The following is an 18,750-nucleotide window of genomic DNA, read 5'->3' on the forward strand; positions in this document are numbered from 1 at the left end:
CGCTCATTCGGCCCCCTTCACTCACGCGGAATTTCTACCGATCGGCTGAGACGTACCGGGAGGAGCTTATAAGATGGCGTTTTTGACTTAGGATCATGGTGAGCCAGCGGAAACAGCGGGTTCGTCTCCGGATAATACGCGCCGCAGCAGCCCTTGGGAATATCGTATTGGACGATCCTCAAGGCCGTGACTTTGCGAACTTTGTGCGCATCGATTGCGGTGGTTAGATCGACGCTCTCACCATCTGCGAAGCCCAATCGGCCGATATCTTCCGGGTTCATGAAGACGATCTTCCGCGCACCCTCCACTCCGCGAAAGCGATCGCTGTACCCATAGATCGTGGTGTTGAATTGGTCGTTGGATCGCAGCGTCGCCAAATGGAGGACGTCAGTGCTCTTCGCTGTCGAAAATTCGGGAAACAGTTTTTCCGGCGTCAGGAAATTCGCCTTGCCGCTCTTCGTCACCCACTTACGTTCACGCGCCGGAAGCGGCCTGACAAATCCGCCCGGCGTAAACAAGCGCTTGTTGAAATCCTTGAACGTCTCCGGATAGGTTTGCTCGATCGCATCACGGATCTCCGCGTAGTTCCCCACCCAACTATCCCAGGGCACCTTCGTTTCGCCGAGCGTCGCCTTTGCGATGCCGGCGACGATTGCCGGCTCGGATAGAAGCTCCGGGCTTGCCGGTTTCGTTTTGCCCTGGGAGCCATGGAAATGGGCGATGGAACTCTCAATCGACACGGCCTGCGGACCGCTTGCCTGCTCATCCACTTCGATGCGGCCAAGACAGGGCAGCAGATAGGCAATTTCGCCATGGACGACATGGCTGCGATTGAGCTTGGTGGCGATCTGCACGCTCAGGCGCATCTTGCGCCACCCGTCTTCCATAGCGGTGGTGTCGGGGACGGCTCTCAGGAAGTTGCCGCCGAGACTGATGAAGGCTCGCGATTGCCCGCTCATGATCGCCTCACACGTCTCGACCGTTGAGCGGCCCGTCCATCGGGGCGGTTCGAAGCCATAGAGTTCAGAGAGCTTGTCGAGGGGCGCCAGGCCTGGCTTCTCGGTGATGCCGACGGTCCGCTGTCCCTGGACGTTGGAGTGACCGCGGACGGCACAGATGTTGGCGCCCGGTTTGCCGATATTGCCGCGCAACAGTGCCAGATTGCAGACCATGTGGACGTTTTGGACGCCCATGAGCTGTTGCGTCAGGCCCATGCCATAGACCATCATGACAGCATCGGATTTCGCGTAGGTGGCCGCTGCTTGCGTCATCTGATCCCGGCTGAGGCCCGAAATTCGCTCCAGTTCCTCCCACCGATGGCCGCGTGCGGCGTCGGCGAATTCCTCGAAACTGGTGGTGTGCTCCTTGATGAAGTCGTGATCGAGAACATGCTTCTTGTCGGCCGCGGCCATCGAGGCGGCAAAGGCGACCATCGCAGCGTTTTCCGGATCTTTTGGGCTCCCATCGTCGCCAGCGACACGGCTTTGATGAGAGGCTTTCAAGGCATCGTCGGCTTCGATGAGCCCCTTGCAGACGCCGAATAGGGCCGCGATATCACCGCCGTTTTTGACCTGATAATATTCGGAGGAGATCAAGGTTTCCTTGCCGGTGACCATCTGCGCCGGCGACTGCGGGTTGACGAAGCGTTCGAGGCCGCGTTCCCGCAACAGATTGAAGGTTACGATCTTGACGCCGCGATCGACTGCGTCCTGCAGATCGTGGAGAAGGCGCGGCGACGACGTTCCGACATTCTGAGCGATGTAGAAGATGCAGTCGGTATTCTGGAAGTCCGACAGAACGGCGGTGCCGACCGACGCGCCGATGCTTTCAGGCAACGCCACCGAAGAGCTCTCGTGACACATGTTCGAACTGTCGGGCAAATTATTGCTGCCGTACATACGGGCGAATAGCTGATACATGTAACTGGTTTCGAGCGATGCTCGGCCGGACGTGTAGAAATCGACTTGATGCGGGTCGAGGGCGCGCAGTTCCCGACCGATCTCTGCGAACGCTTCGGCCCAGGCCACCGGGACATATTTATCCATGGCCTCGTCCCAGCGCATCGGATGAGTCAACCGACCCCGTTCCTCAAGGTCGTGATCCGACCAGCGTTCGAGTGCTTTAAGTGTATATTTGTCGAAGAATTCTCGATCCGCACGTCGCGTTGTCACTTCCCAGGCCGTGGCCTTCGCGCCATTCTCGCAGAATTCAAGCGGATGGGTTTTCGCAGGTTTTGCCCAGGCGCAACTCACACACATATAGCCTTCCGGCTTGTTTTGCGTCGACAGTAGCTTAGGCCCGCGCAGAGCGACATGCTCTTTCAGGGTGATCTCGGCGACGGATTTCGCAGAGCCCCATCCACCGGCGGGGCCAGAATAAGCTTTGATTTTGGCAGAACGCCTCTTTGATGTCATGGATGCCTCACGCGATACGACGAGGTGAACCATCCCGCTGGCGGCTCCTCGGCACACGATAACCTTCAATGTCGCAACATGTTCCAACCCGCGCCAGGAATGACGCTGGTATGAGGAGATGCTCTATCATCGAACTCGCCCTCGTTCATACCGCTCGTCATAATTGGGGCTCGAGCGGCTGCCTACCCGTTTGGTCCGGTCGAGCCCCTGCTGACGATCAGACGTCAGTCGATTGAGAACCATGTTCAGGTTAGAATGTTCCCACCAGTCGGGGAGACGGGGCAGCCAAGTCTCTACCGGGTGTGGGAAAAGGGCGGTGAGCTTCCCTATGCGAAGTCGCAATTCTCGAGCAACCGTGATGTTTTCGCACTACGACGAAAGCCGTTTTGTAAAGGCAAGCAGGGTGGTCACACAGCTAAATTCTAACCGATGGGGAACATTTGGGCTTCCAGGTCCTGCAATTACAGCAATGACGGCTGCGCTGCTTCGGCAGCCGGTTGGGGCAGCAGGATCAACTGCTCGTCGGGCAGCGGACGCTGCAGTAAGCGCCTCCTCGGCGGGAGCATTCATCCAGACGTCGATTTCATCAGTGGTGGTGAGAATAACCGGCATTGCCTTTGGGTGAATGGGCAACGACGCTGTTGGCATCCGTAGTCAGGAAAGCAAAGATATCGGCCTGTACCGGGCCTTCCTTCTTCTTGCGGACGCTGTACCAGCTCGTCCAGATGCCGGCGAACCAGAAGAGCGGCTTTCCTCGTTGAGCGCAAACCAATGAACAGGCTTTTTCTTGGTAGCGGGATCGGCGACCTCGCCATATTCCGAAAAGCTGGTCGCCGGAACGACGCAACGGTTTTCGGGACCAATCCACCGGCGCCAGTGTGAGGACGTCGGGTTGCGAATGTTGGTCACCCCGCTATCGACCTCGGATTTCAGGTATTGCCGGGGCGTCGGCATACCCCAACGGGCGAGGGCAAGCTCGCGCTTACCGTCGGCGTTCGTGCGGCCGATCGGCGCGTGGTAGTCGGGGAAAATATCGATCTGCGGCGTCAAGCGGTTGGTAAGGTCGTGGATGGGCAGGAAGAGTTGCCGCATGGCTTCGAACGTCGTCGTGGCGTTATAGAGATTGCACATTTGATCCAAGATAGTTGACAAACCGCGGTGTGCAAGTGGGGTAAGGCTGCATCGTCCTTGACTTGCAGTGGGAATATGTTCTCATTTCGTTCTCATGACAAGGACAATCAAGAATCTAGGGCAGGCGGCCCGTCACGGCATGTTCGTGCGAGTGACCTGCCGGAAATGCGATAAGGTTGCGACCTTCACTTCCTCAGACCTAGCCGCCGTACACGGCCACGGGAAGACGTTCCGGAATCTGACCTTTCGCTGTCGCGACTGCGATTCCAGCGACTGCGAAGTGATGCCCTACGAAGATCAGTCAAGCACAGATCAAAAGCGGATCATCTGGCGACCGGTGAAGGAGTGAAGAGCGATAACGACACGATCGGCGCGATGATCCACAACCGGTATGCCTTGTGGGCCTATTGCTGCGCGAACACTGAACTCACTGGAATGTCTTGTAATCCTCGTAAGCCATGGACGGAAATATAGGCGCCAAATTGCGGATTCCGTTTCAATAGAATTATTTATGAAGCGTTATGCGGCCGATCTGCCATTGTCCGAACGGGTCTCGCTGTGATTTTTCCCGTTCCAACCAACCGCTAACCAGACGCTCAAAAAGAGGAGGAGGGAAACGCCGAAGGGCTGCCGTTTCGTTCTCCTCCGAGGAAGGCCGACCGCCGGCTTTTGGGGGTAGCGGTCAGTATAATCGATATACTAGGTTCGGCGTGATCTTGGGGTGACTCGGAACCTTCGTATTCCACCCAGTGCACGGGCCAGGGGCGCTAGCGCCTTGCATCCAAAAGTGCGTTGACCTCATCAACCTGATCGTCTGTCAGCGTTCGACCGAAATTTGCTTCCAACGTCGTCACGGCATCATCGAGTGCTTGGTCGCGCAATATCGGATCGGTCAGCGCCAGCGCCGCCTCGCGATCGCGCTTAAGAAGCGTGGTGAATAGTCGTAGAAAACTTGGTAGTCGGAAAACCTCGGCTACGTAAGCTCGCCCCACTCCTCGTCCCAGAGTTGCAGATCATCGACAATGACGACGATCTCGCTGAAGCCGTAATGCTCCTTCACGTCAACTGCCCGTTCAATCGCCAAAGGAACATAAGTCGGGTAAAAATAATCGCCCGCCACGGTCAGATCATTTTCCGGCCACTCTACCTCGGCCACCCTTCCGTCGCCATTCGTTAAAACGCGTATACGCACCGCATCATTGGGTATACTATCCCAACTGGAAAGCCTGCGAAATCTTGCTGTAGCTTCCATACTGTCGTCTCTGCGCGCAGGCTCTTAAACCAAGACATTGTCGGCTATTTCTACCGGTTTGTCTGCTGGAGGACAATGCATTGTCGTTGCCTGCCAATCGGTTATTGATTGTTCTCTCAAAAGCGATGGACGAGCCATTTGTTCCGCGCAGGAAGGAACAGTATGACCGTCGTTCAAATGGCGCTGCGCAATAAGCTGCTCAACAGTCTGTCGCCGGACGACTTCCATTCGCTTCTGCCGCATTTCACGCTCCGCGATTTTGAATTGCGGGAGGAGCTCGAGAAGGCGGGCAAACCCATCAAGGAGGCGGTGTTTCTTGAAACTGGGATTGCCTCAACTGTAGCAAAGAGCCCCAAAGGGCGCGATATCGAAATCGGTCTGACCGGCTTTGAGGGCGTGACAGGCACGTCCCTCCTGCTCGGCCTCAAGGTGGCGGCACACTGGACCTATATGCAGCTTCCAGGTTCTGGCTACGCTATATCAGCCGATTTTCTTCAGGAAGCTATGGCGAAGCGGCCGACGTTAAGAGCGCATCTCCTGAGGTTCGTAGAGTGTTTCATTGTACAAGCGGCAGCGACCTCGCTTGTCAACGCTCAAGCGAATGCTGAAACCAAACTGGCGCGTTGGTTGCTGATGGTCCACGATCGCAGCACCGGCCATGACCTTTATCTAACGCACGAATTCATGGCCGTCATGCTAGGGGTGCGGCGTCCCTGGGTGACCGAGATTCTTCATGTGCTCGAAGGCAAAGGCTACATTCGTGTTTCGAGAGGTAAGGTGACGATTACCGACAGGCATGGTCTCACCCAGCAATCCGAAGGTTATTATGGCGGGCCGGAGGCAGCTTACAAGCGCATTTTTGTGGATCCAAGGTCCGAATAGTCGGAACATCTTCCTTTATTGTCTGTTAGCAGACATTGAGGAAGGATTTTTTGAATGACTGCGCGGAGGCATGAGCATGCGGACCTTCGCGAAATGCTGGAAAAGCCAACCTTCCAAGCAGCAATGGTCACGCGGTTTACACTTCAATCGAATGCAGATTTTGCGTCGCTGCTCGAACAATTGGATGTGGCCGAAGCTGAGCATCAGCACCAGGATCAGGCCGAGCCACCTGTCGATTCCTCCGAAGGTTGATTTCGATTGGCTGGCGTCTCGATGCGAATGATTTCGCCGTCTCGCATATAAAATATACCATCTTGTCCACCCTGACGGGCAAAATCGTTTTCAAGTTCCCCCCAAGTCGCCAGAAACAGTCCACAGGAGCTGCAATGGATTGGCGTACTGCGATCCCTGATGTCAGGAAGCAAGAGATAAATGGTCTTACAGCTTGGACATTCGAGCTTGTTATCAAACCGACGGGACATGATAACTGCCCTTCGCTCTATTGGTCAGGATGTCTGTGACCAAGCCCTCCTGAAATGCCGCCGCTGACGCAATCGCATCCTCATCCCGCAGCCCCTCATCAAACAGGGTCATAACTCGGCGAGCCAGACGGTTGGCATCCTGATGCGATCTTGGACAGCGTTTCAATCGGCTCGACGCCTTCATGTGGGCACGCTGCATCAAATTCCAGTCTTCGCTTGAATAGAAAAGTTTCCTGAGACGACGCATATGATGTCCTCCCGCGCTCTTAAGGCGACAGCGTTCAAAGCAGGCTCGCCTATTGAAAACTCCGGTGACCAAAGAATGAAAATACTATCGCCAATTTCCGTCAAGGCTCTGTCCGCCAAGGGACAATGGGGCTTAATTCGGAGGACGCGCTAAAACCCCAGACCAGCGACCCTGGCTCGCTGAAAAACCTCCGCCAATCGCGTTTGAGCTTAAAGCATGTCCGCTGGAAGACAATTCATTTGCTCTTTCCCCTGTTCGGGCCCAGAGTGCGGCGCCTACGCCGCTCAGACCGGACTTCAGCATCACGGCGCGCACCTTCACGGCCAAGTCCACTGAGCACAGGAGATGCTACGGGGGTCAGTATGTGAGGAACATGTCTCTTTGTCTTGGCCTAACCAAACAGGAGCATACCGATGGCAGACCAAGCAGTAGTTGAAGCTCTTCGCCCGTTTGAGGTTAATTTTCCGGATGAGGCACTCGCGGATTTACGTAATCGCTTATCCAAAGCTCGCCTACCGGAGAAGGAAACCGTCAACGACTTTTCTCAAGGTGTGCCGCTCAAGACCGTCCAGCAGCTGTTAGCACACTGGCGGGACAAGTATGACTGGCGCAAGGCTGAGGCCCGGCTCAATGCTGTGCCAAACTATATCACCGAGATCGACGGGCTAGATATTCATTTCATCCATGTTCGCTCCAAGCACGAAAATGCCCTTCCTATAATTGTGACGCATGGATGGCCAGGATCCATCATGGAGCAATTGAAGATCATCGGGCCGCTGACAGATCCAACCGCATACGGCGGGCGTGCTGAGGATGCCTTCCACGTGGTTATTCCGTCAATGCCCGGTTATGGCTTTTCCGGCAAGCCGACTACGACCGGCTGGGGACCAGAGCGGATCGCTGATGCTTGGATCACTTTAATGAAGCGTCTCGGCTACAAAAAGTTTGTGGCGCAGGGTGGTGATTGGGGAGCAGTCGTCACTGAAATGGTCGGTGTGCGAGCTCCCCCGGAATTAGTCGGCATCCATGTCAACATGCCCGGTGCAGTCCCTGAGGATATAAACGGGGCAGCTTTCGGCGGGGCCCCGGCGCCAGCGGGTCTTACCGACGAAGAGAAAAGCACATACGAACAGCTCGTTTCCTTCTACAAAAAGGTCTACTACGCATTTTGGATGGCAACTCGGCCGCAAACAGGGGTCGCATTTGCGGACTCGCCTATCGGTCTGGCAACGTTTTTACTCGACCACGATGCCCGCAGTCTGGAGATGATTGCACGCTCGTTCGACGGAAAGTCCGAGGGTCTTGCGCCTGACGATGTTCTCGACAACTGCACATTGTTCTGGCTGACAAATACCGGCGTGTCATCGGCTCGCCTCTATTGGGAGAACAAACTTCCGTTCTTCACCCCCAAGGGCGTCAAGGTGCCCGTCGCCGTGACCGCATTCCCGGATGAACTTTACCAAACGCCGCGCAGCTGGGCAGAAAAGGCTTATCCTAATCTGATCCACTACAACAAGGTCGACAAGGGCGGTCACTTTGCCGCTTGGGAACAGCCAACGCTGTTGACGAAAGACCTTTGGACCGCGTTCCGTTCGCTGCGCTGAAATCTAGTCTTTGGGCGACGCTGCATGAGCGTCGTCCAATTAGTACCGGCAAGGAGCTATGAAATGCGTGACACGCTCGAACTGCGGTTCGATTTGACTCCTCCCACTGAAGAGCAGGCGCGAGGGTTAGCGGCAGATCTCAGCGAGGAAGAGCGGCAATTGCTGCTTGAACATGGTGAAGAGTCCCCGTTCTGCGGTGTTTTCCTCAACGAGAAGCGTGGGGGGCTGTATACCTGCCGTTTGTGCGGACTACCATTATTCAAAGCCGTGGCGAAGTTTGAAAGTGGTACTGGCTGGCCCAGTTTTACGGCGCCGGTCGCACAAGACCATCTCCGGCGCATTCGCGATACTAGCTATGGCATGGTCAGAACGGAGATTGTATGCGCCCGTTGCGGAGCGCACCAAGGGCATGTCTTTCCGGACGGTCCGCCTCCGACAGGCGAGCGGTTTTGCATCAATTCAGGATCGCTTGAATTTACCCCAAATGGGGAACCGCTCCCCGACAAACTCAGCCGAGGTGCTCCCGAAGGTGAACCGACCGATATCCTTGAAATCGCCTTGGGCAACTCAAACCGACGCTGATCATGTAACGTTCGCTTGCACGTCCGGATTGAGCCGGTGCGCTTGATAGGCAGCGAAGGTGCGCTTCGAACTCCCCTACGGGTGGTTTCAACCTGACCATGCGTCTGTACAGCCCAAAAACGGAAGCGCTAACCGGCAAGTGGAACCGATACTTAGCTTCATACAAGCGCACTGGCCCGCAAATCGGGTCAGTGCGCATCCGTCAGGGGACGGCGTCTTCTCGCACGCTGCTGGGCCAATTCCCGCTCCCGATTCTTAGCATACCAGGCGTCTTGCTGCTCCCGATATTTCTCTGGGTTAGCTTTCCGCCATTGTTTTACTCGCTCTGCTTCCTTCGCTCTCTGCTCGGCGGAGAGAGGATTTTTGGCACGCCACTCCCTCATCTTCTCGGCGTTCTTCGCTTTGCGAAGGGCCTCTTTTTCGTCGGTACTTTTGCTCATGTCTTCCTGCGAATGCGCTCGACCCGCCCGCTGCGAAGGTCCTCGAGGAGTACTACATATTCCTGCGGATTATTTTGGCGCAGAAACCCCAGGTGCATCGAACGTTGATCGCTCGGCCACTCCTGCGGATCGGTCTTGCCCTTTTCGGTTGTCAGAAAGTGAGCGAAGCGCTGCTCGACCCATCCGATTGCGTCCTGGCGACTCAAACAAGCCTCGCTCGAGGCGTTGCCAATCTGCATATTGGCAGACCAAACCGGCTGGCTGCTCGAATCCTGGCTTCGAAAGATGCGCGCGATAGTGATGTTACCATCGACTACAGCGCAAAAGTCGTGGTTCAACTCATCACCACCGATGACCGTACGTTTCCAAGTGATGTGCATTCTGCTAGCCTAATCGCGGCACTAGGAATTGCAAATGTTCGACGTCCGCAATAAGCCTTATAGCCGACCAAAAAGTTTTACGCTGGTCCGCTAAGTCGTTGATGTGATTATGGGCAGTTCGGGCGGGTTTTACAGTATAAGTTGTTGAATATGCACATACCGGTCCAGCTTCCCAAGCTGAATACGAGGGTTCGATTCCCTTCACCCGCTCCACCAATCTTTTCAATGACTTAACTGATATTTTACGATGCCGTTTCTACGCTGGTAGCCGACCGCAAGACACTCCATCGCGGTAGTGAGTACCTGTTCTGAACCCTGTTCAATGATCGGCCTTGAAGGAAATCAAGCGGTCGAAAGGCATTGGACGGGAGATAAGCCAGCCTTGTCCACAACAGCGGGGGCTCGCAGATGCAAAAAAGCTATACTGCGCCTCAGTTTCGATCCCCTCGACGACAACTCCAAGTCCTAGTGAATTTGCCATTCCGAGGATTTGCGGAACGATCGAGACCTTCACAGACTCTGTGCCTACGCTGTTCGTAAAGGCTCGATCCAGCTTTATGACATTGACCTTGAGCTCCTGGAGGTGTGCGAGGCTGGAATAGCCGGTACCAAAATCATCGAGGTAAACAGGATGACCCAATTGTTGCAGCCGTGCGATGGCTGGAACGGCGATATCCAGGTGTGCGGTGGAACGTTCGGTCAACTCCAGTCCGATTTGATTTCGATGAATGCCAAACAGGCTAATGGTCTGGTCGAGTGTCGCGTAGAAGTTGGGATCGCTCAGATCCGACGCAACGATGTTGACTGTGATGACGAAATCCCGATGCTCGCTGAGCAAAAGCTTGGCAGTCCTGCCTACCTCCCTAAGTACATAGGTGGTAATTTCGCCTGCCGTTCCGTGAGCCTCCGCTTCGGCCACAAAAATGTCGGGTGGAATGTTGTTGCCCTGACGATCTGTCCAACGCACCAGCGCCTCAGCGGAAACCATGCGCCCTGACCGTAAATCCACAATGGGTTGAAACATCAAAGATAATTCATTCGAGCGCAACGCATCCTTCAATCGCGCTGCCAAGGGCTTTTGCGTTCGGTAGAGCAGGAAACCCACCAGAGTTAAAAATCCACCGAGCAGAAATCCGAGAGCACCAAAGCCAAGAATGAACGTTGATTGCCGCGCTACGGCTTCGCGCTTGTTTAACGCCGCCACACTGCAAAGAAAGTATACCTTCGAACAATCAATATGGATGATATCCGTAGCAGTGTCAGTAGAAGTATCCTTACGCGCCACCAAGATACTCTCATCGACCACGGGCTGGCCCCATGATCGGAATACATGGCCCTTCTCGGGATCGATGATGGCGACGGAGTAGCGAAAGGGGTAGCGAACCAAATCCAAAAATGCGGAAGGATCGGTCACCACATTTGCATTGCCGGCCTCGATCACCAATGCAGTAACCCCATCTGCCAATCGGAGCGATGCGTTCCCCCAAATTTTGTGACCATCCTCAGTGATGATATCCGGTGGCGGGTTGACGAAGGGCGGCGTCACGACGCCCAGATAGCTCGAGCACATAAGCTTCTGATCGTTCACCCTCCCGACATCCTTGATATAGCGTGCGGTGAAAGCGATTCTTCTCATATTATCGAGGTCAGTTGACCCGCATGGCTCACCTTCAACATGGTTTGCTTCGGCAAGCGCGTTGTTTGTCTCAAGGGCGATCCCCTCAGCCCTCTTGAGCAAATTGCCGGCATATTCGGCGACATCGGATTGGGCGAGGGAAAGCGCGATACTTCGCGCTCCCATCATCGCGAGTGCGGTTGTCGCAGCGCCCGCAAGCAAGCACGCGGTGATGGCTGATTTGTCAAGAAGTCGAACTATGTACTTCATGCCCATCCGATCACAGTGCTGAGCAATCTTGTGAACACTCTACCACGCCAGCCATTTAGCTTGCCGCCGTAGAGAGACATATCTACTCGGTCAGGACCGAGATAGACTAATACGCCTATCACTTCCCGGTAACCAGCAGTTCCCAACGCTCTTCGGGAGGGGGGCTCCACACTTCACTGAGCGTTCTCCTGAATGCCGCCGCCACTAGCCCGCTAATAGGAGGGTTCGATTCCCTTCACTCGCTCCAACAATCCTGAATAGCCGGTCAGTCGCGCGCCGCCGTCGAATTGCGCACCACCAGTGATGCTTCCAGCAATTCGTCGTCGATGGGAAGCGGGCTGGTGCCGGTTGTCAGGGCCACGGCGCGCGCGGCAATCTGTTCGACGGGCTGGCGGATCGTTGTCAGGCGCGGCGTGATGAGTTCGGCCAGCGGAATATCGTCGAAGCCGACGACGGAAATATCCTGCGGGACTTTCAGGTCGAGATCGTTGGCGGCGCGCATCAGGCCGATCGCCTGCTGGTCGCTGGCCGTTGCAATGGCGGTTGGGCGCTCGCCCGGTGCCCGGTCGAGCAGCATGCGGCCCAGTGTTTCGCCGGATGCATAGTCGAAATAGCCCTCGAGAATTTCAGGCGTCACCCCCTCGGCGGCAAGGGCGTCGACGAAGCCGTTGCGCCGCTCGCGTGAAACGGGCGCTTCTGGAGGTCCGGCAATATAGGCGATGCGCCGGTGGCCGAGGGCAAGAAGATGCCGAGCGGCAAGGCCGGCGCCGGCCGCATGATCGACCGAGATCAGCGGATAGCCCGCAAAGCGCCGGTCCACCGCAACAGTTGCCACATTGCTCTTCCAGCCCTCCGAAGCGCCAAACTGGGTCGGAACCACTATCAGCCCGGTCGGATAGCTCTTCAACAAGCTTTCGATCTGGTTCAGCTCGATCCTGGGGTCTTCATTGGTAATCGACAGCAGCACCGAAAATCCCGAACGGGACGCGATCGCCTCGACATGCTTGGCAAGCTCGGCAAAGAACGGGTTGGTAATATCGGGGATGACCAAGCCGATCATATCGGTGCGGCTGCGGCGCAGGCCGCGCGCAACGCCGCTCGGTCGAAAGTTGAGTTCGCGAATAGCTTCGGTGACCTTCTCGCGCAGGGCCGTGCCGACGGTCTCGTTATTGGCAAGAACGCGCGACACCGTGCCGACCGAAACATTGGCGCGTGCCGCAACGTCCTTGATGTTCACCACTTTCGCATGCGTCTTGTGTCTGGTCCTGTCGGGCGCGTCGGGTGCACTCATGCTTTGGTCAGTCTTTCGCGGTATTTGTCCAGTATCACAGCGAGGATTATCACAAATCCGGTTATCATCTGTCGCATAAAATCACTGAGGCCAAGCAGAATAAGCCCATTGGCGAGAACGCCGATAATGCAGGCGCCAAGCAGCGTTCCAACGACGCTGCCGCGCCCGCCGCTGAGGCTCGTCCCGCCGATGGAACGTTTCACCGGATTCTCGGCAAAACGATTTCTGTACGGAAATGGGCCATATCGCGTCAAGCTTGTCAATATGAAACGTTTCATTGCTGCAGAGCAAAATTTTATGTCTTGGGTGAGAAGAGTTGGAAAAAGACGGGTTGCACGGCCGCATCGCAATCGCACAACCCGTTTCTCATTTTGCTTGCTATTGCGGCGTCAAGCTTTCCAGTTCCTTCAGGCGTTGCAATGCCGCCTGTTGTCGGAGCGTTCCGTAGTTGATCGCTCCTGCGTTTAGTGAACTGCCCTGTTGCGACGGAAACTGATCGAAATCGGCAAAGAACTCCTTGATCTTCCCTTGGATGGGCACGAGGAGCCAGATATTGCGCGCGAGGAAATCCGTGGCGCCGCCGCCTTCATCCATCCCGCGTTCGTAGGGGTCCATGCGCAGATTGGCGATGAGAGCCCAAGCCGGCACTTCGCGCGTGGCCGTTGCGATATTGCCGTGACTGGCGATGGCAAAGCTGAGCTTCCAGTCGTTCCAGCGGATGGCGTTGAGATTGCCGCCCTGGTCGAAGTAGTAAACGGTATCACGCGGAGGCTCCTTGGCCTCGCCCTTGAGCAGCGATGTGAGGTCGTAGCCGTCAAGATGCACCTTGAAGTTCTTCGAGCCAGCCTGGAAGCCGGCCTTCATTTTGTCCTTGATGTCGGGAATGCCGCCAGCCGCGGCCAATGTCGGCATCCAGTCCATCAAGGTCACTATATCGTTGACCTGCGTTCCCGGCTTAACGACGCCCGGCCAGCGCACCATCATGGGGATGCGGAAGCCGCCTTCCCAGGTCGTTCCCTTTTCGCCGTGGAACGGCGTCATGGCGCCGTCCGGCCATAGCGCGATTTCGGCGCCGTTGTCGGTCGTATAGAGGACAATCGTATTATCGGTTATGCCGAGATCGTCGAGTTGCTGCAGCAATTCGCCGACCATGCCGTCATGCTCGACCATGCCGTCCGCATGAATGCCCTTTCCCGTCTTGCCCAGCGACTCTTTCTTGAGATGGGTGAAGACATGCATCCGCGTGGAATTGAACCAGACGAAGAACGGCTTGTCGGCCTTGTGCTGCCGGTCGATGAAATCCTTGGCCGCCGACAGGAACTCCTCGTCGATCGTCTCCATGCGCTTCGTGTTCAGGGCGCCGGTATCTTCGATCTTGCCGTCGGCGTAGGAGTGGATCACGCCGCGCGGACCGTATTTCTTGCGAAATTCCGGATCCTTTGGATAGAAATAGCCTTCCGGCTCCTCTTCGGCATTCAGGTGGTAGAGATTGCCGAAGAACTCATCGAAGCCATGATTGGTCGGCAAATGCTCGTCGTGGTCGCCGAGATGGTTCTTCCCAAATTGGCCCGTTGCATAGCCTTGCGTCTTCAGCACGTCGGCAATAGTCGGCATCCAATCCTGTATGCCATGGGGATCGCCCGGCATGCCTATTGTCAACAGTCCGGTGCGGAAGGGTTCCTGGCCAAGGATGAAGGACGCACGTCCGGCAGTACAGCTCTGCTGGCCGTACGAATCCGTGAAGATCGCGCCCTCGGCAGCGATGCGGTCGATGTTGGGCGTGCGGTAGCCCATGAGGCCCATCGTGTAGGCGCTGATCTGCGGAATGCCGATATCGTCGCCGAATATGACAAGAATGTTCGGGGTCTTGCCGCTTGGCGCCGCAGCCTGCTGGGCACGGGCCGGGTAGACAGACCCTCCTGGTGCCAGCACGGACGTTGCCGCGAGGACTGTGCCTCCCAAGAGCAGATTGCGGCGGCTGACATTGTTGGGACTTGTGTCTGTGACTGGTGGGGTATTGTCGATCTCGCCGAGTTTACTCATCGCCGTAGCTCCCTGTTCGAGGATGTTCGTTCTGGACATGCGGAAATTCGACGGGACATTCGTGACGCACGGGCTGGTGCAATCCAAGTACGTAACGGTTACAACCGATGGATGCTTATGGTTGCGTACCGCGACACGCGATGCAGAGCGCGGGTTATTCACCACCTTGAACGCTATCCCGTATCGCCGTATGTCATTGCCAGCGCAGACAAGGATAGACCGGAGAAAAAATGTCGGATGGAGTGAACCGTTTCCTGGGCGATACGCCCGCCCGTGTTCTCATAAAGCTCATCATCGTTTCGCTTGTCGTCGGTGTGGTCATGAGCGCATTCAACTGGTCTCCGATGGATATTCTCTACGGCATCGAGAATTTCTTCCGCCGCATCTGGAATCTGGGCTTCGGCGCGATCGAACGCTTCGCAGGCTATTTCCTGCTTGGCGCAGTCGTCGTCATTCCGTGCTTCATCCTGTTGCGGCTTTTGAGCTATCGTCGCTAAAACTGCAAAACAGTGTGGTTGAGCCTTTCCGGGGCGCAAAGGAGCCACATTTCACCGATATCGGCTAAACCCGTCGTGAGGAAAGCTCCATGGACGAAACAAAATTGCTAATGCCGCGTCGTCATTTTCTCGGCCTTGCCGCCGGCGCTGCGCTTCTGCCGCTTGCCGCGTGCCAATCGACGCCACCGCAACCGCGGTTGACCGGCAAGCGCGCGGGCGTTTCGGCTTCAGGCAGCGCCAATCTGCGGGCAATACGGTCGTCAAGGGGGCTCGGTCCGCTTGCTCCGTCTTCTGCATTGGAGCAGGCGGCCTTGCAGCAGGCGGGCTATATGGCGAGCGCCGGACGCATGAGCCACACGACGAGCTGGAACCGGGACTTTGCTTCGCGCATCCGCGGCGCGGGCATTCACGGTCCCGCTGCGGAAAATATCGCTAGGGGCCGGATGGATATGGACCAGGTCTTCGCGCAGTGGATGAATTCACCGCCGCACCGTCGCAATATGCTCGACCCGCAATTCAGCCATTTCGGACTTGCCTACGCTGAATCGGGTGCAGAAAGGTATTGGGCGCTGGTCCTCGGCGTGTAGTCCACGGGCGCTGGAATGCATCATCCTTGATATGACTGGTAAACGCCGCGAACCAGTGGCATAGAGCTTGGACAGCCTTTCAGGCTCGCAATCTCGGTGCCTTCATGAATATCGATGTGCCTTCGTCTGCCGGTTCCAAGGTCGTCCGCCCCTTCGAGGTGACGAACCGGTTGATGCTTGCAATCACGATTCCGGTCATGCTCGCATCGTTGACGACGCCGCTGCTTGGTCTCGTCGATACCGCCGTCATCGGCCAGGTCGGCAATCCGCATCTGCTTGGCGGCCTTGCCATTGGCGCCCTGGTCTTCGACTTCCTGTTCTCGACGATGAACTTCCTGCGCGCTGGCACGACAGGCCTTGTTGCGCAGGCCATGGGCCGCCACGACGATGTCGAGCAGCAGGCGGTATTCTGGCGTGCTCTCGGCATTGCCGTTGTCGCCGGCTTGATCTTCATCGCGGCCACCCCGCTGATCCTGCAGGCGACCGTCAGCTTCATGAATCCCGATCCGGCTGTCAGCGAAGCCATGTCGACCTATGTGTCGATCCGTCTCCTGTCGTCGCCCATGGCACTCGGCAACTTCGTCGTATTGGGACTGCTGCTCGGGCAGGGCAAGGCCATGCAGGGCCTTTATCTGCAATTGCTGCTGAATGGCGTCAATGTCGTTATGACCATCTGGCTCGGTCTTATCATGGGTTGGGGCGTCAAGGGCATCGCCTGGGGGACGGTTCTTGGCGAGACGTCGGCGCTGATCGTCGGCCTTTCGATGATCTACATGCAGTTCCGAAGCATTGCCAATCCATCGCGCAAGCGCGTTCTGGATGCGCATGAAATCCGCCGCATGTTCGCGGTCAATCGCGACATCATGCTGCGCTCGTTCTTCCTGCTGATCGCCTACGCCTATTTCACCCGGGCGGGCACCCAGGCCGGCGCCGTGACGCTAGCGACCAATGCGGTACTGATGAATTTCCTTCTGATTTCAGGCTATCTGATCGACGGCGTCACCACCGCTGCCGAACAAATCTCCGGCCGTGCCGTCGGCGCGAATTACCGTCCCGCTTTCGACCGGGGCGTAAAGCTCTCGTTCCTCTGGGGAATGATCCTCGCATCGGTCATGGCACTCTTTTTCCTGATCTTTGGCGACAGTATCGTCGCTTTCCTGATCAAGTCCGAAGAGGTTCAATCGATGGCCGCGATCTATATGCCCTGGGCCGCCCTTGCGCCCGTCACCGGCCTTCTCGCCTTCCACATGGACGGCGTCTTCATCGGGGCGACCTGGTCACGCGATATGCGCAACATGATGATACTGTCGCTCGCGGGCTATTTTGCCGCCTACTACGTCTTGCCGGTTTACTTGGGCAATCATGGCCTCTGGCTAGCGCTCCACCTTTTCCTTGGCCTGCGCGGCATCTCGCTCCTGTCGATTCTGCCGAGCCGGGCGCGCCTGCAATTTGCCGAATAAGCTAGCGACACGCTCTAGGCCGGCAGCGGTTCGCCTGCCCATTCGTTGACGTCGCAATCGCGCAGTGCAGCGATGGTGGTGATGCGGTCACGCTTCAATCTTGCCGAAAGGTCCTTGACGATGTACCCGGCAAGTCCTGGCCCCGCATAAATCATGCTCGTATAAAGCTGAACGAGATCCGCGCCGGCACGTATTTTCGCAATCGCCGTCGCCGCGCTGTCAACACCGCCAACGCCGATCAACGGCAAATCGGACCCGACACGCTGGCGCATCTTGGCAAGGACGATCGTCGAGCGATTGAACAGTGGAGCGCCAGAAAGTCCTCCGGTCTCGCGCGCATTTTTCGTCCCTTCGAGGCCGCTTCGCGACAGCGTAGTATTCGAAATTATCAAGCCGTCGAGCGGGTGAAGCGCGATCTCGGCCGCGATATCGTCGAGGCTCGCCTCTGGAAGATCGGGCGCGATCTTCAGAAAGACCGGTCGGTGCACACCCTTTTGCGCGTCGCGCGCTTCGAGCACCTTGCCAAGCAATTCGCGCAAGCTTTCGCGCGCCTGCAGATCGCGCAGTCCCGGCGTGTTCGGCGAAGAAATGTTGACGGTGAAATAGCTCGCGACTGACTGAAACTTGCGGATCCCGGCAACGTAGTCGGCAATCCGGTCCGTTGAATCCTTGTTGGCGCCTATGTTGACGCCGACAATGCCGGCATGCTTGCGCCGTTCGGTAAGCCGCTGGAAAGCCGGGTCGTGGCCTTCATTGTTGAATCCGAGGCGGTTTATCACCGCGCGGTCTTCGATAAGGCGGAAAATCCGCGGCTTGGGATTGCCGGACTGCGGCAGGGGGGTCAGCGTTCCGACCTCGGCGAACCCGAATCCGAGCTTTAACAGGGCGTCCGGCACTTCGGCATTCTTGTCATAGCCTGCCGCCATGCCGAGAGGATTGGGAAAGCTGAGACCTGCCACGGTGACCCGCAGCGCCGGATCGTTCAAAGGCGCGCAACCGGGGACGATGCCGCTTTTCAACGCTTTGATCGAAAGCCCGTGAGCATCTTCCGGATCGAAAGAGAACAGGACCTTCCTGCCGATCGCCTGGAACAGCCTGTTCATTGTTGCATCTCCGGAAATTGATGCCCGTCAGGCCCGAGGGGCAAAGGCTTTACCCATTCGACCGCGTCGAGCGGCAGCGATGCATAAAGGTGCGGAAAGAGATCGCCTCCGCGCGAAACCTCGTACTTGAGCGCATCGCCAAGCCGGTCGGTCGCAACCGCAATGAGCAGAAGGTCGTCCTGGCCGGCGAAATGCTTTGTCGCCGTCTCCACGGCCTGGGCGGCTGTCGAGAAATGAATGAAACCGTCCGCATGATCGATGGGCGCGCCGTCAAAGACACCCTTTGCTTCGGCGGCCTGCCAAAGGGTGCGCGGCGCAATCTTGTATATCAGGTGAGTCATGGAAATTCTTAGTAGTCGCAAAACCCGTCCGCGCAAAGTCCGGAGTCGAACGTTTGAGCGAATTCTGTGCCTGGTTCAGATTTTCGGCGTATTATTGCGATAGGTTTGCTGCATGCAAACATGGAGGTC

18 protein-coding genes, 1 tRNA gene and 2 pseudogenes are annotated in these 18,750 nt (G+C 56.8%); 8 read left to right on the forward strand and 13 right to left on the reverse strand.

The window, feature by feature from the left end; translation table 11 throughout:
• Positions 1-17: 17 nt before the first annotated feature.
• The 4 genes and pseudogenes from AC1DNI_RS04610 to AC1DNI_RS04625 all read right to left on the reverse strand — a co-directional run bounded on the left by AC1DNI_RS04610 (position 18) and on the right by AC1DNI_RS04625 (position 4,701).
• Entirely contained in the window at positions 18-2,414 is a 2,397-nt protein-coding gene (locus AC1DNI_RS04610; RefSeq protein ID WP_477690996.1) for an FdhF/YdeP family oxidoreductase, read from the reverse strand.
• Positions 2,415-2,875: 461 nt separating this feature from the next.
• Positions 2,876-3,545: pseudogene (locus tag AC1DNI_RS04615) on the reverse strand (SOS response-associated peptidase).
• 767 nt (positions 3,546-4,312) lie between these two features.
• Positions 4,313-4,537, reverse strand: a complete 225-nt coding sequence (locus tag AC1DNI_RS04620; RefSeq protein ID WP_477690997.1) for a hypothetical protein — start codon at positions 4,535-4,537, stop codon at positions 4,313-4,315.
• Positions 4,519-4,701 carry a hypothetical protein gene (locus tag AC1DNI_RS04625; protein WP_477690998.1) on the reverse strand — a complete coding sequence of 61 codons (183 nt, stop codon included), beginning with the start codon at positions 4,699-4,701 and terminating at the stop codon, positions 4,519-4,521. The genes AC1DNI_RS04620 and AC1DNI_RS04625 overlap by 19 nt, the downstream gene beginning before the upstream one ends.
• A gap of 258 nt (positions 4,702-4,959) precedes the next feature.
• Between AC1DNI_RS04625 and AC1DNI_RS04630 the strand changes: the two genes are divergently transcribed.
• Both AC1DNI_RS04630 and AC1DNI_RS04635 read left to right on the forward strand, forming a co-directional pair.
• On the forward strand, positions 4,960-5,679 hold the full coding sequence (locus AC1DNI_RS04630; RefSeq protein WP_477690999.1) for a Crp/Fnr family transcriptional regulator: 720 nt from the start codon (positions 4,960-4,962) through the stop codon (positions 5,677-5,679).
• A 93-nt stretch (positions 5,680-5,772) separates the two neighbouring features.
• Positions 5,773-5,931, forward strand: coding sequence for a hypothetical protein (locus tag AC1DNI_RS04635; protein ID WP_477691000.1), 159 nt, complete (start codon positions 5,773-5,775; stop codon positions 5,929-5,931).
• Between the two features lie 213 nt (positions 5,932-6,144).
• Here the strand turns inward: AC1DNI_RS04635 and AC1DNI_RS04640 are convergent, their stop codons facing one another.
• On the reverse strand, positions 6,145-6,408 hold the full coding sequence (locus tag AC1DNI_RS04640) for a hypothetical protein (RefSeq protein ID WP_477691001.1): 264 nt from the start codon (positions 6,406-6,408) through the stop codon (positions 6,145-6,147).
• Positions 6,409-6,821: 413 nt separating this feature from the next.
• Between AC1DNI_RS04640 and AC1DNI_RS04645 the strand changes: the two genes are divergently transcribed.
• Positions 6,822-8,012 carry an epoxide hydrolase family protein gene (locus tag AC1DNI_RS04645; RefSeq protein ID WP_477691002.1) on the forward strand — a complete coding sequence of 397 codons (1,191 nt, stop codon included), beginning with the start codon at positions 6,822-6,824 and terminating at the stop codon, positions 8,010-8,012.
• A gap of 63 nt (positions 8,013-8,075) precedes the next feature.
• Positions 8,076-8,594 carry a peptide-methionine (R)-S-oxide reductase MsrB gene (gene msrB / locus AC1DNI_RS04650; protein ID WP_477691003.1) on the forward strand — a complete coding sequence of 173 codons (519 nt, stop codon included), beginning with the start codon at positions 8,076-8,078 and terminating at the stop codon, positions 8,592-8,594.
• Positions 8,595-8,782: 188 nt separating this feature from the next.
• Here msrB and AC1DNI_RS04655 read toward each other — a convergent pair whose 3' ends face one another.
• On the reverse strand, positions 8,783-9,034 hold the full coding sequence (locus tag AC1DNI_RS04655; protein ID WP_477691004.1) for a hypothetical protein: 252 nt from the start codon (positions 9,032-9,034) through the stop codon (positions 8,783-8,785).
• Positions 9,031-9,414 (reverse strand): hypothetical protein, encoded by a 384-nt coding sequence (locus AC1DNI_RS04660; RefSeq protein WP_477691005.1) that lies wholly within the window; start codon positions 9,412-9,414, stop codon positions 9,031-9,033. The genes AC1DNI_RS04655 and AC1DNI_RS04660 overlap by 4 nt, the downstream gene beginning before the upstream one ends.
• Positions 9,415-9,536: 122 nt before the next feature.
• Between AC1DNI_RS04660 and AC1DNI_RS04665 the strand changes: the two genes are divergently transcribed.
• Positions 9,537-9,627 (forward strand) — tRNA-OTHER (locus AC1DNI_RS04665).
• Between the two features lie 106 nt (positions 9,628-9,733).
• Here AC1DNI_RS04665 and AC1DNI_RS04670 read toward each other — a convergent pair.
• The 4 genes and pseudogenes from AC1DNI_RS04670 to AC1DNI_RS04685 form a co-directional block, all read right to left on the reverse strand.
• Complete coding sequence (locus AC1DNI_RS04670) at positions 9,734-11,299, reverse strand: EAL domain-containing protein (RefSeq protein ID WP_477691006.1); 1,566 nt, start codon at positions 11,297-11,299, stop codon at positions 9,734-9,736.
• A 265-nt stretch (positions 11,300-11,564) separates the two neighbouring features.
• Positions 11,565-12,590 (reverse strand): LacI family DNA-binding transcriptional regulator, encoded by a 1,026-nt coding sequence (locus AC1DNI_RS04675; protein ID WP_477691007.1) that lies wholly within the window; start codon positions 12,588-12,590, stop codon positions 11,565-11,567.
• Positions 12,587-12,781 (reverse strand): annotated as a pseudogene (locus tag AC1DNI_RS04680) (ABC transporter permease); the annotation flags it as partial. The pseudogene AC1DNI_RS04680 and the gene AC1DNI_RS04675, both read right to left, overlap by 4 nt.
• A gap of 187 nt (positions 12,782-12,968) precedes the next feature.
• Positions 12,969-14,633, reverse strand: a complete 1,665-nt coding sequence (locus AC1DNI_RS04685; protein ID WP_477691480.1) for an arylsulfatase — start codon at positions 14,631-14,633, stop codon at positions 12,969-12,971.
• Positions 14,634-14,863: 230 nt separating this feature from the next.
• Between AC1DNI_RS04685 and AC1DNI_RS04690 the strand changes: the two genes are divergently transcribed.
• The 3 genes from AC1DNI_RS04690 to AC1DNI_RS04700 all read left to right on the forward strand — a co-directional run bounded on the left by AC1DNI_RS04690 (position 14,864) and on the right by AC1DNI_RS04700 (position 17,177).
• A complete protein-coding gene (locus AC1DNI_RS04690) occupies positions 14,864-15,130 on the forward strand; it encodes a DUF6460 domain-containing protein (RefSeq protein WP_477691008.1) in 267 nt (88 codons plus the stop codon).
• Positions 15,131-15,219: 89 nt separating this feature from the next.
• On the forward strand, positions 15,220-15,717 hold the full coding sequence (locus AC1DNI_RS04695; protein ID WP_477691009.1) for a CAP domain-containing protein: 498 nt from the start codon (positions 15,220-15,222) through the stop codon (positions 15,715-15,717).
• 104 nt (positions 15,718-15,821) lie between these two features.
• Positions 15,822-17,177: an MATE family efflux transporter gene (locus AC1DNI_RS04700; protein ID WP_477691010.1), complete on the forward strand. Its 1,356-nt coding sequence runs from the start codon at positions 15,822-15,824 to the stop codon at positions 17,175-17,177.
• Positions 17,178-17,191: 14 nt separating this feature from the next.
• Here AC1DNI_RS04700 and AC1DNI_RS04705 read toward each other — a convergent pair whose 3' ends face one another.
• Both AC1DNI_RS04705 and AC1DNI_RS04710 read right to left on the reverse strand, forming a co-directional pair.
• On the reverse strand, positions 17,192-18,280 hold the full coding sequence (locus AC1DNI_RS04705; protein WP_477691011.1) for a quinone-dependent dihydroorotate dehydrogenase: 1,089 nt from the start codon (positions 18,278-18,280) through the stop codon (positions 17,192-17,194).
• Complete coding sequence (locus AC1DNI_RS04710; RefSeq protein WP_477691012.1) at positions 18,277-18,621, reverse strand: DUF952 domain-containing protein; 345 nt, start codon at positions 18,619-18,621, stop codon at positions 18,277-18,279. Before AC1DNI_RS04710 ends, AC1DNI_RS04705 begins: the two co-directional genes overlap by 4 nt.
• Positions 18,622-18,750 lie beyond the last annotated feature (129 nt).

This window comes from Phyllobacterium sp. 01N428, assembly GCF_056399405.1.

Coding starts and splice junctions, on each gene's coding strand:
- AC1DNI_RS04610 (WP_477690996.1), bottom strand. CDS start 2,414: ATGACATCAAAGAGGCGTTCTGCCAAAATCAAAGCTTATTCTGGCCCC.
- AC1DNI_RS04630 (WP_477690999.1), top strand. CDS start 4,960: ATGACCGTCGTTCAAATGGCGCTGCGCAATAAGCTGCTCAACAGTCTG.
- AC1DNI_RS04635 (WP_477691000.1), top strand. CDS start 5,773: ATGCTGGAAAAGCCAACCTTCCAAGCAGCAATGGTCACGCGGTTTACA.
- AC1DNI_RS04640 (WP_477691001.1), bottom strand. CDS start 6,408: ATGCGTCGTCTCAGGAAACTTTTCTATTCAAGCGAAGACTGGAATTTG.
- AC1DNI_RS04645 (WP_477691002.1), top strand. CDS start 6,822: ATGGCAGACCAAGCAGTAGTTGAAGCTCTTCGCCCGTTTGAGGTTAAT.
- msrB (WP_477691003.1), top strand. CDS start 8,076: ATGCGTGACACGCTCGAACTGCGGTTCGATTTGACTCCTCCCACTGAA.
- AC1DNI_RS04655 (WP_477691004.1), bottom strand. CDS start 9,034: ATGAGCAAAAGTACCGACGAAAAAGAGGCCCTTCGCAAAGCGAAGAAC.
- AC1DNI_RS04660 (WP_477691005.1), bottom strand. CDS start 9,414: ATGCACATCACTTGGAAACGTACGGTCATCGGTGGTGATGAGTTGAAC.
- AC1DNI_RS04670 (WP_477691006.1), bottom strand. CDS start 11,299: ATGAAGTACATAGTTCGACTTCTTGACAAATCAGCCATCACCGCGTGC.
- AC1DNI_RS04675 (WP_477691007.1), bottom strand. CDS start 12,590: ATGAGTGCACCCGACGCGCCCGACAGGACCAGACACAAGACGCATGCG.
- AC1DNI_RS04685 (WP_477691480.1), bottom strand. CDS start 14,633: ATGAGTAAACTCGGCGAGATCGACAATACCCCACCAGTCACAGACACA.
- AC1DNI_RS04690 (WP_477691008.1), top strand. CDS start 14,864: ATGTCGGATGGAGTGAACCGTTTCCTGGGCGATACGCCCGCCCGTGTT.
- AC1DNI_RS04695 (WP_477691009.1), top strand. CDS start 15,220: ATGGACGAAACAAAATTGCTAATGCCGCGTCGTCATTTTCTCGGCCTT.
- AC1DNI_RS04700 (WP_477691010.1), top strand. CDS start 15,822: ATGAATATCGATGTGCCTTCGTCTGCCGGTTCCAAGGTCGTCCGCCCC.
- AC1DNI_RS04705 (WP_477691011.1), bottom strand. CDS start 18,280: ATGAACAGGCTGTTCCAGGCGATCGGCAGGAAGGTCCTGTTCTCTTTC.
- AC1DNI_RS04710 (WP_477691012.1), bottom strand. CDS start 18,621: ATGACTCACCTGATATACAAGATTGCGCCGCGCACCCTTTGGCAGGCC.